This window comes from Nocardia sp. bgisy118, assembly GCF_057708605.1.
On sequence record NZ_JBYISM010000019.1, the window covers coordinates 63,458 to 77,805 of the forward strand.

Sequence of the window (14,348 nt, forward strand, 5' to 3'; positions counted from 1 at the left end):
TTCGGTCGCGGGCGGTTGCCTGTAGGGTCTGGGACTCGTGGTGGACAGTGGAACTCTCGCTCCGCGCGAGGTGTACAAGTGGGGCATCATCACCGCGCTCGGCGTGGTCGCGGGGTATGTCGCGGTTCTACTGGCCAACGTTCGGCATTTCTACACCGACGACACCGAGTCCCAGTACGCCCCGCTGTGGGTGATGATGGGCAGGCGGCTGCGTGACGGTGACCTTCCGACCCTGGTGCCCGAGCACTGGATGGCAGGTAACTACACCATCGAAGAGGCGGGGCTGCTGAATCCGCCGCAGCTGCTGATCGACCTGATCGCGCCCTCGGTGGACAACCTCGCGCTGTACGCCACCGTGGTCAAGCTGATCTTCGCGATCGTGCTCGGGCTCGGCGTCTACCGGATCTGCCTCGCGTACGGATCGCGGGCGCCGTGGGCGGCGGTGGCGGGCGTCGCCATCCCGTTCAGCGGCTGGCTGCTGTTCTTCGACGAGGCCAGCTGGATGACCGCGTTCACGGGCACCGCCTGGCTGGCGCACGCGTGGGCGTCGGGTGTTCGCTACGCGCGCGGGCGCTCCGGGCCGATCCCGACCTTCGTCTTCCTGTACCTGGCCATCTCGGTGCAGTACATCTTCCCTGCCGTCGAGGCGGGGATCATGATCGCCGCGGTGGCCGTCGGCGAACTCGTCTACCAGCGCAAGTGGCAACCGTCGCTGCGGTTGCTCGTCGTCTCGGGCTGCGCGGCGCTGGCGGGGCTCGCGACGTACCTGCCGAGCATGCTCTCGGCCAAGGTCACCTGGCGCGGCACCGCGCAGATCAACAACGAGCAGCTGCTGACGGTGCCGTGGTCGGAGTCGTTGAACGCCAGTCTGCCCAGTACCTTGCCCGCGTTCACCACGTGGTGGGGCTACGTGCAGCCGATGCCGGTGGTGTACGTCGCCTGGTTCGTGATCCCGGCGCTGGCGTTCGTCGACTGGCGCAAGGCGCTGGATTCGGCGCGCGAACTGACCGCGCCCGCGCTGTTCACGGCGATCGTGCTGATGTGGACCGCGGGCCCCGGCGCCATCGGCCCGCTGCGCTGGCCCGCCCGCGTGCTGCCGATGGTGGCGCTCGGCCTGCTGGTGCTGTTCGGCGTGCTGCTCGGCCGTTTCGCGACCTTCGCCGACTGGCGGCGGCGCGGAGTGATCGCGGCGGGATTGATCGGCCTGCTGTTGCTGCGTTCGGTGTCGGCGGCCCCGCAGGAATCCGTGTGGCACGTGGTCTCGGCCCTCGCGGTGGCTGCGCTCGGCGCGGCGGCGGTGTGGCTGGCGCGAGGCCGCGGCATCGCTGCGGCGTGCGCGCTGGTGTTGGTATCGATCGCCCCGATCGCCTATCTCCAGGTGTGGGCGGCCCAGCCGACGCCGCTCGGCTGGAACCTGCCGGAGCAGCGCTCGGAGATGAAGGCCGCCTTCCCGGAGTTCCCCGGCACCACGCTGCAACTGGGCGACCGCGCACTCATCCCGCCCGGCGAACGCACCCTCGACGGCGCGTACGGATCGCTCGTCTTCGGCAACTACGCCAAGGACCTCGAGCTGACCTACGTCAGCGGATACACCCCGAACGGCCACCTCCAGTTCGGCGAGATGCTCTGTATGCGCTGGGACACCAGCGTCTGCCCCGACGCCTTCCGCAGGGCTTTCGCCGTCGAGCCGACCACCGGCAAGACCATCGTCGACCTGATGAAGGTGGACCGGGTCGTGCTGCACACCGCCCTGTACCCGGACGCGCGCAACCAGCCCGCCCCGCAGGGCTGGAAGTGGGTCGACTACCCCGGCCACGAGAAGTACGTCGCCGTGCTCGAGCGAGAGAACGGCTTGCTCTCCACCGTCGACGGCCGCGTCGCCGCCGCCGTCGGGGTGACCGCCGCGTCCATCACCGAATCGGACACCACCAGCCGGGTCCGGGTCAGCTCGGAGACGGGCGGTCGCGTGGTCTTCGCGCGGCTGAACTGGCCCGGCTATCGCGTCACCCTCGACGGCCGCGAGATACCGGTCGAAGCCGTCGCGAAAACCTTTGTCGCCGTCGATATCCCGGCTGGCACCAGGAACGCCGAACTGGAGCTCGCCTGGCAACCGCCCGGCTGGAAGATCGGCGGCGCGAGCGCCCTGGTCGGACTGCTCGGCGTCGGCGTCTTGCACTGGCTGTACCGCCGCGGCCGCAGGGACGACGAGCCCGCCGAGCTCGCGCCCGCGGACGCCGCCGCCGAGGCCGAGCTGGCCGTCCGATGAACACCGTCGACCAGGCCGAACTGGATCCCGGGCCGCTGCTGCGCATCGTGCGGCGGCAGGAGATCGCGTTCGCCATGGTCGGCATGGTGAACACCGGACTGGGCATCGCCCTGACGGTGATGTGGCTGGCGATCTTCGACGGCCGCGTCTCGGCCGCGCTCGCGCCCCCCGCGGCGTACAGCATCAGCATCGTCATCGCATTCGTACTGCACCGCACCCTGGTCTTCCGGGTGCGCGGGCGTGTCATGCGCGATTTCTTCGCCTTCGTCGCGGTGAACTCCGGCGGCCTGCTGATGAACATGGTGCTGCTCCAAGCGGCCGTCTCGCTGCTGCATCTGCCGAGCATTCCCGCGGCGATCGGGGTGATGGCGCTGGTCGCTGTCGCCAGTTTCTTCGGCCACCGGCACATCTCGTTCCGCCGCAAGCCCGTCGAGCCCGATCTGGTCGGAGCAGCCGGACAATAGCGGTTCTGCGCCAGTCCTTTTCGCGCTCGGGCTATGCCACGGACGGTGCGGGGACGCGCTCCGGTGCGGTAAGGGGCTCCAAGCCGAGTTCGGCTCGCGCGGCCTTGATGACCGAGAGCTCCTGTTCGACGGTGCTGGCAATGGCCTTGTGCCACAACGTCCTGATGTCGTCGAGGTCGTCCACGGTCGCGTCCCCGTCCAGGGTGAGGGTCAGCTTCTGGACGGTGATGTTCGCGGCCGCCGTGAGCGTACGCAGCAGATCTTCACAGCGGTTGGGGATGCGCGGGCTCGACAGGATGCGCAGCCGGGTGACCGATCCTGTGCACTGCCCAATGCTTTCGTGCAGATCGAGACCGAAGCGGTCGATCTCGCCGAGGTAGGTGAAATCCTGGCTGGACAGCTGCTGCCGGACGGTGGCCGAGGTCTCCAGCAGGGTGGTGACGGCCGCCAGCACCGATTCGCGCCGCCACTTCTCGTGCTCGCGCTGTTCGGCGGCTTCGGTATTGCGTTGCGCGGCTTCCAGTGCGGACCTGCTCCGCTCGTCGGCCGCCGCGTTGACCGCCTCCACGTTCCGCTGCGCGGCCTCCAGCGCGATGCTGCCGCGCTCGTCGGCCGCGTCGATCGCCCTGCGATTCGTGCGGTTGGTGATGAGGACGCCGACCAGTACGACGAAGGCGACGACCAGGGAACTGAAGAGGGGGAGCCACTGAGTCACCCCGGAATCATCGCAGCCGCGTCGCGTTCCCGCCGTCGGCCTCGCCGACATTGCGCGCGGATGTCGGAAAGCCCGCTGGTTCACCCGAGGTCGCCGCGGGCCTTCTCCAGGAACTCTCCCTTGAGCTCCTCGGCTCGATTGATGAACTGGACGAGCCCGTCGCTCAACTTGTGCGAATCCTGCCTCCACTGCTCGGCGTCGATGGTGGGAAGGTTCTCGAAGTTGGCGTATCGAGCGTTGAAGGGCTCCCAGGTATCTCGGAAGTAGGCATTCGCCAGGTCCAGGAATCGGCTTGCGACCGAGTACACCTCGCCGCTCCCCGCGAGCCAGACCGCGTTCAGCGCGTTGAGGAACTCCTTCCCCGGCGTGGCAATGTCGGCCATCTTGGCGCCGACCAGGTCTCTCGGAGCGTTGCCCGACATCGCCGCGCTGAGGATGCTCAACGACATCTCGTAGTTCGTCAGGGCGGTCAGGAACTCGGTGTAGACCTTGTGCCGGTCGGTGCGCAGTGCCTGCGAGAAGGTGAGCCCTTGATCGCGGTTCGCCTCGTTGATGCTCACGTACACGGCCGCGCCCGCCGAGACGAAACTCGAGACCAGCGCGGCGCACAGTGCGGCGATCAATGTGTACCGCCCGCTGCGTTCGGCCACTTCCAGCTGACCGACTCCGCGACGGCGACGCCTTCCGTGCGGCGCAGCCTGCGGTGGCTGCGCGGCAGTCGCGTCGATTGTCGGCCCGGCTGACGATTCGGGTGTCATCGCTCCCTCCAGTCCGAACACCGCCCGAGACCGATTCTGTCATAGTCATCGCACATAAGTCGGCATCGTCGCTGTTCCGGGGCCCGGAGGGTGGGCCACCAGAATTCGGGGCCTTGACCTCGAGTCGACTCGAGCTCTTAGCGTCGGCGCGGTGGAAGGAAACAGCGTGACAACACTGGTAACAGGCGCGACCGGCAACACCGGTCGCCACGTCGTGGCAGAACTGATGCGTCGAGGCGAGCGCGTGCGGGCACTCACCCGGAATCCCGCCGCCGCGAAACTCCCGCCCGGAGTGGAACTTGCGGCGGGCACGCACACCGCACCCGAGACCTTGGCCGAGGCGCTCGACGGCGTCACCCGCCTGCACATCACCGTGACGGCCGGACTGGCCGAGGTCGGTCCAGAACTGGTCCGCCGGGCCGTCGACACGGGCGTCCGGCGCATCACGGTCGTCTGGGGCGGCGGTGTCGGCCCGGTCGAACAGGCCGTGGCCGACTCCGGCGTGGAGTGGACGCGGCTCGAGCCGCAGGAATTCATGTCCAACACGCTGACCTGGATCGACTCGATCCGCGCCGAGGGCGTGGTGCGTGAACCCTACGACCACCCGAGCGCCGTGGTGCACGAGGCCGACATCGGCGCGGTGGCCGCCGCCGCCCTGATCGAAGACGGCCACGCGGGCCGCGCGTACAACCTCACCGGCCCGCAGCCGCTGACGCTGCACCAACGGCTCGCGATCCTGTCCGAAGCGGTCGGTCGCGACATCGCCTTCGACCGGATCTCCCATGCGCAGGCCGTGGAACGGCTCGTGGCGACCGGCGTCTCCCAGGCCGACGCCGAGTACGTCATCGGCTGGTACGCGGAACCGCCCGAGGAATCGGCGATCGTCGACGACACCGTTCCCCGTGTGCTCGGCCGCCCGGCGAGGACCTTCGCGGAGTGGGCCGCCGAACACGCGAACCGCTTCCGGAGTCCCGCTCCGGTGGGCAACGCGCGCTGAAGCCGGTGCGCTGACACCTTGCGACAAAACTCCGGGCCCGCACGTCGCCGTTCGATGGCTCCGCGCGGGCTCGGTACATCCGCCCACGCCGAATCACTCGAGCGGGCGCTCACATCGCTCGATGATTGCTACGGCATTTCGTGGGACAGGCTCGGTCAGCTGCTACCGAACAATCCGAACGGGAACATATTGTTCGATCCGCCACCCCAACCCTGGTCCCAGCCGCGCTCGCACCGGTCGTAGCCGCGATCGCTCCAGCCGTAGCCACCGCCGCCGTAGCCGCCGTAGCCACCACCGCCGTAGCCGCCGTAACCACCACCACCGCCGTAGCCGCCGTAGCCGCCGCCCCACCAGTTGTCGTAACCACGTTCGCAACGGTCGTAGTCGCGATCGCTATTGCACATGAAACCGCGTTCGCACGGCGGGAAATCGGTCTGCACGATGCCGGGCGACGATGCGGGCGCGGCCGTCGCGGGGGCCGCCGCCACCATCGGAACTGTCATCGCGGCCCCCACTACCGCTAACCCCAGGAGAAGGCGCGCCCTGCCCACCTCACGGATCTTGTTGGTGTTCATCTCTGCCTCTTCCGGCGAGCCCGGCATGCGGCCTGGACAACTCGCCGATCGGTCGGTCGGTTGGTTGACATTCCCCGACTTCCTCGATCCTAGGCGCGCCCTATCGGTTGCCACCAGTGTGCGGGCACCCGAATTTCCGGGAGTTCCACTCGTCGTGCGGGCAGTGCCACTCACCCGGATCGGGTACACCGGCCCGCCGGAGACGGGCCGTCCGGCTTCGTCTGTTCCCAGCTCGGCGGCTTCGGAACCTGGATGGTGGGCCAGCCCGGACGCCGTTCGGTGGAGAACACCGCCGCGGCCGATTCACCAGCGGAGCACGGTGTCGTCGCCGGTGAATCCGACGTCGGCGCACCACACGCGCCCGCGCGCATCGCCGCGATACAAGCGAGCACCAGGCGACGCCAGGCACCTCGGAATACCGCCACGGGACAGAGTATTTCGGCAGCGACCGGGCATGAGCGCGCACTCGGGGCGCTTCGTGCGACTCTTGCGGCCCGAAAAAGCCGCCGAATGACGCTGTCGAGTAACGGTTTTGGCTCCGCGGAAGACTTAGTTCGGGGGAGATGGGCCCACGCGCCTGTCCGAATACAGTAAGAGAGTGATCGATGCCCTGTCGAATACCGTGTGAATCGGCCCGGTCGCGGGCCGGGATCACGGCGCGACCACGTGTCGCGGACGATCGGTCGCTGGGGGAAACTACTTCGACGACAATGTGGCCGACGATGGCCCGTGGAATGGAGCCGACTGTTCGATGAAGCTTTCCGCACTACGCAGCGTGGCCGCTCTGCGGACCGCGGCCCTCGCGCTGACCGCCGCATTGTCGGTGGCAGTGGTCGGGGGCGCCGCTTCGGCGGAGCCGCAGAAGCCCTCGGCCGTGACGTCCGTCGTCAAGGAGGGGCGCACCTGGCACCTGAAGGTGTACTCCGCGGCGATGGACACCGAAATCAAGGTCGACGTGCAGCGTCCGGCCGACGAGTCGACGCCCGCGCCGAACCTCTACATGCTCAACGGCCTGGACGCCGGTGAAGGAACCGCCAGCTGGCGGGCCGCCACGCACGCGCTGGATTGGCTGGCCGACAAGCAGGTCAACGTCATTCAGCCGATCGGCGGTCGCGGCAGCTACTACACCGACTGGCAGCAGCGGGACCCGGTGCTCGGGCTGAACAAGTGGACGACCTTCTTCACCGAGGAGCTGCCTCCGCTGCTGGACCAGACGCTGAACTCGACGGGCCTCAACGCGTTGGCCGGTCTGTCGACGTCCGGCACGTCGGTGTTGCAGCTGGCCGAGGCCAAGCCCGGCCTGTGGAAGACGGTCGCCGCCTACAGCGGGTGCGCGCAGATCGCCGACCCGATGGGGCAGCAGTTCGTCAAGCTGGCCACCGAGACCTGGGCGGGCGGCAACACCGTGAACATGTACGGTCCGGCCGACAGCCCGCTGTGGGCCGCGAACGACCCGGTCCTCAACGCGGAGAAGCTGCGCGGCACGCTGCTCTACGTCTCCAGCGGCAGCGGCATTCCGGTGATGGAGGATGTCCAGTACTACCTGAGCACCGCACCCGGACCGATGGGCGCGGTCAACCTCAGCCTCGGTGTGATCATCGAAGCGGCCGTCAACGGCTGCACCGCCAACCTGAAGAACAAGCTGGACTCGCTGAACATCCCGGCGACCTACCAGTTCAACCCGGTCGGCACGCACTACTGGCCGTACTGGGAAGAGGCGCTGCACGACTCCTGGCCGCTGCTCGCCCAGGGCATGGGGCTGAACGGCTGATGCCCGCGCGGGAGGGGTCCGTCGACGGACCCCTCCCGTGAGTTCGGATGAAGCCGACCGCTGAAAAGCTTCCGCGCGGGCGGGTCGGTACGAGATTTCGTACCGACCCGCCCGCGCGGTTGTGTTCAGGCTCCGGTGCCGGCGCGGATTCCGGCCCGGTGTCGAGCGGAGTCCAGTTCCAGATTCAGCGCGAGGACCGGCTCCGGCGGCGTGCGAGTGCGAAGCCGATGATCGCGGCGAGGACAGCGACGCCGACGACGCCGACCGCGGCGGGCGCAATCCACTTCGTTGCTGACGAATCCTCGCCGGCGCTGTCGGCGGAGTGCGCGATCGGTTTGCCGCTCGGGCCCGCGTCCTCGCCGAAGATGCCTCCGGTCGTCCCGGCCGAGTAGGCGGGGCCTGGTTCGGGGTTCCCTGCGACGGTGAGGTCGAGTCGCATGGGGACCGGGGTGGCGGCGCCTTCGGTGAAGGTCGAGCCCAGTTTCACCGCGATGTAGTACCAGCCCGCGACCGACTGCTTACGGACCTCGGAATCGTTGGCGTCGCGATTGGCGTAGCGGATCGGCGCGGTGGCGATCGCCGGGTCACTGGTGGGCAGCACGCCTGCTCGTCCGGTGTAAGCCGTTGTGTCGGAGTCGATTTCCTCGGCGAGTGGCGAGTACAGGGTGGTCGCGATGTTCGAGATGACGTCCACGCCCCGTCCCCCGTTGTCCTCGAAGTGCACCCGGTAGGCCAGGCCCTGGCCCCAACCCAGCCGCACCCGGTAGAAGACGTACTCGCCCGGCCGCAGCGTATCGGCGTAGCGGCCGCTGCCGTCGAGTGTCACCGCCTCGGTGAACGATCCGGCGCCGGTCACCGGAGTGCCCGGACCCGACGATTCGACGAGCGTCGTCTTGGTCGTGACGCCCGCGGGGCCGGGATCGGTGACGCCCGGTTCGACGCCGATGATCAGCTCGAGCGGCAGCCGCGGCGGCACGCCGTCCGAAACCCGGTCCCAGGTCAGCGTGAAGTAGTACCGGCCGTCACCCTTGCACTTGTCGCTGCCGCCGCCGGTGCGTTGCTTGGTCGCGCCGTCCCAGGTCTGGGTGACGGTGAGGGCGACGCCGTCGCTGGACCTCGTCGCCTGGTCGGTTTCGAAGGACAGGCAGTCCTCGCCGTCGCGGCCGTAGACCCGCGACTGGAGAGTGTTGAAGTCGTCGGTCACCGATACGCCCGACACCCTCGGGAAGGAGACGATGCCGGTGAAGTACGCGGTGGCGCCGGCGGGGACGTCGACCGCGTAGTAGCGAGTCTCTTCCTGCCCGATGGTGTCCAGGTAGTGGCCCGCTCCGGCCACGGGCGCGCTCGCGTAGTTCCCCGCGCCTGTGATCGGTGTTCCGCTCGCGCGATAGTTGCGCAGCGCGGCGGTGCTCACGCGCGGCAGGATGTCTTTCAGGGCGGTTCCGTCGACGGCGTCGTTGTAGGTGCCCCCGGTCGATTCGGCCATGCACCGCAGTTGTGCGCGGGCCTTGTCGTCCACCGCGAATCCGATGGTGTGCACGACGAGATCGAGGCGCTGCTGCTTCAGCTCTCGCGCGACGTCGCACGGATCGGGCGGCGAACAGGTGTCGTCGCCATCGGAGACCAGCACGATCGAACGCGGTCCGGACTTCGGCAGCGCCTGTGCGGCCTCCCGCAGCGCGGCGCCCATCGGGGTCCACCCGTGCGGCTCGATGCCGTCGACCGCGCTGATCAGCGCCGATCTATCGATGGTGTCCGGCGGGCGAAGGACCCGGACATCGCGGCAACCGGCCGCCTTCTCCGCTTCGGTGTTCCCGGTGCCGGTGCCGTAGGTGGTCAGCCCCACCTTCGCGGCGGCGGGCGCGGACTCCACGAATGTGCGGACGGCGTGCTTGGCCGCGTCCATCATGGTGCCCGCTGGGTCGGGCCGTTGCATCGAACCGGAGGCGTCCAGGATCAGCATGGTGGGCGCGTACTGCGCGGCGTCATCCGCCTGCGCCGCCGCGGGCAGCGCTACGGGCACACAGGCGACCACACCCGCTGCGATAACTGCGGTGAGCTTGGAATATATCGACATAACGGCACGGACGCTACCGGCCGGAACATCGCTCGCCCAGTCAAAACCGCTGCATGCCCGGATTTTTCGGGGCGGTGCGGGGATGAATCCGCAGGAGAGTGAAGAGGCTGCGGGTGGTGCCGTGCACTATCCGAACGAGGCATTTTCCGGTCGGATGCGCAGTGCGCCTGGTGACGTCACCCGTGGCCTCGCCGACGAAGCATCGTGGGGTCGGGATGCCGACTGGCGAACGACGAACGGCCCAGGTCGAGAAACGGGGAACCGTCTTCGACCTGGGCCGTTGTGGCGGAGGATAGGGGATTTGAACCCCTGAGGGCGTTAACCCAACCCGCGTTCCAGGCGAGCGCCATAGGCCACTAGGCGAATCCTCCGTGGAGCAGCATACCGGTTGCCCCCGGTCGGACGCCAAATTGCCCCGGTGAATAGGTGGTTTGTCCTGGTCGGACGGGGTTCGGAGGTCGTAGCGCAGGGGCGGGAACGGGCCCATTCGGACGGAGCGGGGATGACCCGCTACACTGGCCGACGGATCCCGCGCGGCGCGCATCCTGTGAACTCCCCCAGGGCCGGAAGGCAGCAAGGGTCAACGGGCTCTGCCGGGTGCGCGGGGTCCCCTATATTTCCGGCCCTGCCGAAGTTCGGGCGCTCCCCGTTGGTCCCAAGCGAAGTCGCGGAATGGCGCGGCCGGAGAAGTCCGTCATCGGACCGCGAAGGGCCGGAGCGAAGGCAAAGGTACGCCTCCAATTCCGGGCAACACACGGGTAACGTGGTCAACGGTCCACCGACGGTCGTCGGTACGGACGTCACACGCCCCTTCGCTGCTTCGAAAGGCTGCTCAGGATGCCCCGGCAAACGCAGATCGGTTTGATGAGCCATGAGGAGCTCGTGTCCGAACACGAGACCCAGACCGCGAACTACGCGACGCTCCGGACCGAGAAGCTCACGCTGGACCTGACGAGGGGAAAACCTTCGCCGGAACAACTAGACCTGTCGGCGGAACTGCTCTCCCTGCCCGGCGACGGCGACTACCGGGACGGCACCGGCACCGACTGCCGTAACTACGGTGGGCTGCACGGTCTCCCGGAGCTGCGCGCCATCTTCGGTGAGCTGCTCGGCATCCCGGTCGAGAACCTGCTCGCGGGCAACAACGCGAGCCTCGAGCTGATGCACGACGTCATCACCTACGCGATGCTGTACGGCACCAACGATTCCGAGCGTCGCTGGGCCGCCGAGCCCACGCTGAAATTCCTCTGTCCCGCACCGGGTTACGACCGGCACTTCGCGATCACCGAGGCCCTCGGCTTCGAGATGATCCCGATCCCGATGCGCCACGACGGTCCCGACACGCATCGCATCGCCGAGCTGCTCGCCGCCGACCCGCAGATCAAGGGTCTGTGGGCGGTGCCGAACTACTCCAACCCGACCGGCGTCGTCTTCTCCGAAGAGGTTGTGCGGGAACTGGTTTCGATGCCCGCCGCGGCGCCGGACTTCCGGTTGTTCTGGGACAACGCCTATGCTGTGCACCCGCTGACCGACATCGCCGCGCCGGTGTTCGACGTGCTCGGCCTGGCCGCGGCCGCCGGAAACCCGAACCGGCCCATCGTCTTCGCCTCCACCTCGAAGATCACCTTCGCGGGCGCGGGCGTCAGCTTCCTCGGCGCGTCCACCGCGAACCTGGACTGGTACCTCTCGCACGCGTCCAAGAAGAGCATCGGCCCCGACAAGATCAACCAGCTGCGCCACCTGCGTTTCTTCGGGGACGCCGAGGGTGTGCGCGCACACATGCAGAAGCACCGCGAGATCCTGGAGCCGAAGTTCGCCCTGGTGCTGAAGATTCTCGAGGACCGGCTCGGCGCGTCCAAGGTCGCCTCGTGGACCGAGCCGAAGGGCGGTTATTTCATCAGCCTCGACGTGCTCGAGGGCACCGCGGCCCGGGTGATCGCGCTGGCCAAGGACGCGGGCATCGCGCTGACCGCGGCGGGTTCGGCCTTCCCGTACCGGAACGATCCGGAGGACAAGAACATTCGCATCGCCCCCAGCTTCCCGAAGCTGCCGGAGCTGGAGAAGGCGATGGACGGCCTGGCCACCTGCGTCCTGCTGGCGGCCACCGAGAAGCTGCTCGGCAAGTAACCGGCAGAGAGAACGAACGACGGCCCTCCGCACACCGGTGCGGAGGGCCGTCGTCTTTTCAGTCCCGAAGGGCTCGGCTCAGTGCGGCTTGTGCGCCAGCACCGCGAACATCGTCACCGACAGATGAATGTCGCCGCTGTCGGCGCCGCGCTCGAGATCGGCGAGCAATCGGTCGCGCTGGGCCTCGGTGATCGAGCCGCGCGCCACCGCCATGGCCGAGATGCGGGTGACCAGCGAGCCGGGACCCACGCTGCGGTCCTGCACGAGCGCGTGCGAGCCGACCTCGTCGATCACCAGGCCTGCCTGGGTGAGCAGGCCGGGCAGCCTGCGCCCGGAGAGCGGGTTGGTGGTGGCCGAGACCAGCGTGTCCAGCACCTGGCGGACCACCTGCCGGTCGCCGGGGTGCACGATCGCGGTGTCCCAGTCGACGTCGACCACCACGACGCGGCCGCCGGGGCGCAGCACCCTGGCGATCTCGTTCGCCGCGCGGCCCGGCGCCGTCAGATGCTGGAAGACGCGCTCGCAGAGCGCCGCGTCGAAGGTACCGGCGCCGAACGGGATGCCGTAGGCGTCGCCGGAATGGAACTTCGCGCGCGAGCCCAGCTGCGACGCGCGGCGCTCCGCGGAGGCGAGCAGGTGCGGGTCGGGTTCCACGCCGACCGCCTCGCCGGTCGGGCCGACCGCGTCGGCGAAGGCGATGACCTCCGTACCGGTGCCCGATCCGACGTCGACGGCGTGTTCGCCAGGTTGCAGTGCGAGCGCCTCGTGCGCCCAGGTGCGCAGTCGCCGGATGCCGGGTAGGGCGGCTTGCAGGTCGCGCACATCGACCAATTGATCCTGGCCCGCCGTGTCGAAGCGATCCGGGCGCAATGAGTAAGTGTCCATGGGCGCGTGTCCGTCCCTAGGTATTGCCGTCGTCTGAGGCATGGCCAGAGCCTACGCGCGGCTGTGGCGTGCCGCACAGCTGGACGCGGGTGAGATGATCGACTGACGAACGCGCCGACAAGCCGAAAGGAACGACGGTGACCGTCACACTGTGTCTCGCGCAGGAACCGGAGGCCGACAAGCTCCTGTCGGAGGACCCGTTCGCTCTGTTGACGGGCATGCTCCTGGATCAGCAGTTCCCACTCGAACACGCTTTCCGCGGTCCGAAGAAGATCGCCGACCGGATGGACGGGTTCGACATCGGCAAGATCGCCGAAGCCGATCCCGAGGCGTTCGAGGAGCTCGCCGCGACGCCGCCCGCCATCCACCGCTACGGGCGGTCCATGGCGCGGCGCACCCAGGAATTGGCGCGTTACGTCGTCGAACACTACGACGGCGACACCGCGGCGATATGGACGAGCGGCGATCCGGACGGCAAGGAAGTGCTGCGCAGGCTGAAGGCATTACCGGGCTACGGCGACCAGAAGGCGCGTATTTTCCTGGCCCTGCTCGGCAAGCAACTCGGGGTGCGCCCGAAAGGCTGGGAAAAGGCGGCGGGCGCCTATTCGGAGAAGGACTCGCGACGCTCGGCCGCCGACATCACCGACGCTCAGTCCCTGCTAGAGGTGCGTGCGTTCAAGAAGAGGGTGAAGGCCGAGGCGAAGGCCGCCACGGCGAAATAGCATTCGCTCCCCGATTGCCCATTCGAATCTCGCTGCTTTTTTCTCTCGTACAAGACGGGCCGGTGCTCGATGCTTTTCCCTCGAACACGCTCCATCGGATGAGGGATAGCAGTACATGAAAATCAGGAAGCTCGCCGTGGTCGCGGCACTCGTGACCATGGCGACCGGCGTCACCGCGGGAACCGCGGTGGCCGGTCCGGAGACCCCCGCCGGGGACGTCATCAACTACACCGCCACCCAGACCGAGACCGCGGCGATCATCAGCACCGACGCGGGCTCGCTCGTCGCCGAGGACGGCGCCCTGAAGATCAAGGCCGCGGACGGCACCGTGGTCGCGGGCACGCCGCTGAAGTTCCGGCTCGACGAGTTCGAGTTCCCGATCGCGGCGCAGATCTCGGATCGCACCGCGACGCTGACGCCGCAGCTCGATCTCGACCACGCGGCCTACAAGCCGGTCGCGCTGCCGTTCGAGGACAAGGCGCCGTGGAAGACCGAGTACGACCGTGAGGTCGCGGCCTGGACCCGGTTGACCAGCACCATCAGCATGGGCGCCACGATCGGCACGCTGGTCGGCGGCCTCGGCGGCGCCGCGGTCGGCTGCGTGGTCGGCGGCATCCTCGGCGGCGCCGCGGTCGGCGGCACCATCGTCGGACTGTTCGGACCCTTCCTGCCCGCTGCGGCTGTCGGCTGCGTCGCCGGTGCGGCCGCGGTCGGCGCGCTCGGCACCATCGCGGGCCAGATCTTCGTGACGGCGCCGGTCGCCATCGGGGCGCTCATTCAGTACTTCACGACGGTCAACGCGCCGTTCAACGCGCCCGCTCCGGCGAAGTAGCCCGTTCTCGCTTCCTCGGTCGTCACTGCCGTGAAAAACGGCCCCGCCCGATGCCTTTCGCATGGGCGGGGCTTCGTCGTGTCCGGCTCCGACCAGGCGAAACGGTGTGTCCTCGAGCACCGGGATTTGCGGAAGCTTGGTGCGCCGGTGAATTCGGTG

12 protein-coding genes, 1 tRNA gene and 1 other RNA gene are annotated in these 14,348 nt (G+C 68.4%); 8 read left to right on the forward strand and 6 right to left on the reverse strand.

The features are described 5' to 3' along the window. The first annotated feature begins 40 nt into the window (after nt 1-40). Together AC3EO7_RS22780 and AC3EO7_RS22785 are read left to right on the forward strand one after the other, a co-directional pair. Nucleotides 41-2,266, forward strand: a complete 2,226-nt coding sequence (locus tag AC3EO7_RS22780; protein WP_431966795.1) for a hypothetical protein — start codon at nt 41-43, stop codon at nt 2,264-2,266. Then, a complete protein-coding gene (locus AC3EO7_RS22785; protein ID WP_431966581.1) occupies nt 2,263-2,730 on the forward strand; it encodes a GtrA family protein in 468 nt (155 codons plus the stop codon). Before AC3EO7_RS22780 ends, AC3EO7_RS22785 begins: the two co-directional genes overlap by 4 nt. Nucleotides 2,731-2,761: 31 nt before the next feature. Here the strand turns inward: AC3EO7_RS22785 and AC3EO7_RS22790 are convergent, their stop codons facing one another. Together AC3EO7_RS22790 and AC3EO7_RS22795 are read right to left on the reverse strand one after the other, a co-directional pair. Further along, nucleotides 2,762-3,445 (reverse strand): hypothetical protein, encoded by a 684-nt coding sequence (locus tag AC3EO7_RS22790; RefSeq protein ID WP_431966583.1) that lies wholly within the window; start codon nt 3,443-3,445, stop codon nt 2,762-2,764. Between the two features lie 80 nt (nt 3,446-3,525). Further along, nucleotides 3,526-4,203, reverse strand: coding sequence for a hypothetical protein (locus tag AC3EO7_RS22795; RefSeq protein WP_431966585.1), 678 nt, complete (start codon nt 4,201-4,203; stop codon nt 3,526-3,528). 166 nt (nt 4,204-4,369) lie between these two features. Between AC3EO7_RS22795 and AC3EO7_RS22800 the strand changes: the two genes are divergently transcribed. Then, nucleotides 4,370-5,200 (forward strand): NmrA family NAD(P)-binding protein, encoded by an 831-nt coding sequence (locus AC3EO7_RS22800; protein WP_431966587.1) that lies wholly within the window; start codon nt 4,370-4,372, stop codon nt 5,198-5,200. Nucleotides 5,201-5,355: 155 nt separating this feature from the next. Here AC3EO7_RS22800 and AC3EO7_RS22805 read toward each other — a convergent pair whose 3' ends face one another. Beyond that, nucleotides 5,356-5,775, reverse strand: coding sequence for a hypothetical protein (locus AC3EO7_RS22805; protein ID WP_435592342.1), 420 nt, complete (start codon nt 5,773-5,775; stop codon nt 5,356-5,358). Nucleotides 5,776-6,526: 751 nt separating this feature from the next. Between AC3EO7_RS22805 and AC3EO7_RS22810 the strand changes: the two genes are divergently transcribed. Beyond that, on the forward strand, nt 6,527-7,546 hold the full coding sequence (locus tag AC3EO7_RS22810; protein WP_435592343.1) for an alpha/beta hydrolase: 1,020 nt from the start codon (nt 6,527-6,529) through the stop codon (nt 7,544-7,546). Between the two features lie 184 nt (nt 7,547-7,730). Here the strand turns inward: AC3EO7_RS22810 and AC3EO7_RS22815 are convergent, their stop codons facing one another. Continuing rightward, complete coding sequence (locus AC3EO7_RS22815; protein ID WP_435592344.1) at nt 7,731-9,623, reverse strand: vWA domain-containing protein; 1,893 nt, start codon at nt 9,621-9,623, stop codon at nt 7,731-7,733. 283 nt (nt 9,624-9,906) lie between these two features. After that, nucleotides 9,907-9,994 (reverse strand) — tRNA-Ser (locus AC3EO7_RS22820). A gap of 150 nt (nt 9,995-10,144) precedes the next feature. Between AC3EO7_RS22820 and ffs the strand changes: the two genes are divergently transcribed. Next, nucleotides 10,145-10,239, forward strand: an RNA gene (gene ffs / locus AC3EO7_RS22825) — signal recognition particle sRNA small type. Nucleotides 10,240-10,460: 221 nt separating this feature from the next. Further along, the gene (locus AC3EO7_RS22830) at nt 10,461-11,750 is read left to right on the forward strand and encodes an aspartate aminotransferase type Ic (protein WP_431966595.1); all 1,290 of its coding nucleotides are present in this window, start codon (nt 10,461-10,463) and stop codon (nt 11,748-11,750) included. A gap of 78 nt (nt 11,751-11,828) precedes the next feature. Here the strand turns inward: AC3EO7_RS22830 and AC3EO7_RS22835 are convergent, their stop codons facing one another. Then, nucleotides 11,829-12,635, reverse strand: a complete 807-nt coding sequence (locus tag AC3EO7_RS22835; protein WP_431966597.1) for a methyltransferase domain-containing protein — start codon at nt 12,633-12,635, stop codon at nt 11,829-11,831. Nucleotides 12,636-12,772: 137 nt separating this feature from the next. Here AC3EO7_RS22835 and AC3EO7_RS22840 point away from each other — a divergent pair, with 137 nt between their 5' ends. Together AC3EO7_RS22840 and AC3EO7_RS22845 are read left to right on the forward strand one after the other, a co-directional pair. Then, complete coding sequence (locus AC3EO7_RS22840; protein ID WP_431966599.1) at nt 12,773-13,357, forward strand: HhH-GPD-type base excision DNA repair protein; 585 nt, start codon at nt 12,773-12,775, stop codon at nt 13,355-13,357. 115 nt (nt 13,358-13,472) lie between these two features. After that, nucleotides 13,473-14,189, forward strand: a complete 717-nt coding sequence (locus AC3EO7_RS22845) for a DUF8020 domain-containing protein (RefSeq protein WP_431966601.1) — start codon at nt 13,473-13,475, stop codon at nt 14,187-14,189. Nucleotides 14,190-14,348 lie beyond the last annotated feature (159 nt).

What these genes read in the sequence shown, in the direction of transcription:
- AC3EO7_RS22785 (WP_431966581.1), top strand. Translation starts at nt 2,263, where the DNA reads ATGAACACCGTCGACCAGGCCGAACTGGATCCCGGGCCGCTGCTGCGC.
- AC3EO7_RS22795 (WP_431966585.1), bottom strand. Translation starts at nt 4,203, where the DNA reads ATGACACCCGAATCGTCAGCCGGGCCGACAATCGACGCGACTGCCGCG.
- AC3EO7_RS22805 (WP_435592342.1), bottom strand. Translation starts at nt 5,775, where the DNA reads ATGAACACCAACAAGATCCGTGAGGTGGGCAGGGCGCGCCTTCTCCTG.
- AC3EO7_RS22810 (WP_435592343.1), top strand. Translation starts at nt 6,527, where the DNA reads ATGAAGCTTTCCGCACTACGCAGCGTGGCCGCTCTGCGGACCGCGGCC.
- AC3EO7_RS22815 (WP_435592344.1), bottom strand. Translation starts at nt 9,623, where the DNA reads ATGTCGATATATTCCAAGCTCACCGCAGTTATCGCAGCGGGTGTGGTC.
- AC3EO7_RS22830 (WP_431966595.1), top strand. Translation starts at nt 10,461, where the DNA reads ATGCCCCGGCAAACGCAGATCGGTTTGATGAGCCATGAGGAGCTCGTG.
- AC3EO7_RS22835 (WP_431966597.1), bottom strand. Translation starts at nt 12,635, where the DNA reads ATGGACACTTACTCATTGCGCCCGGATCGCTTCGACACGGCGGGCCAG.
- AC3EO7_RS22845 (WP_431966601.1), top strand. Translation starts at nt 13,473, where the DNA reads ATGAAAATCAGGAAGCTCGCCGTGGTCGCGGCACTCGTGACCATGGCG.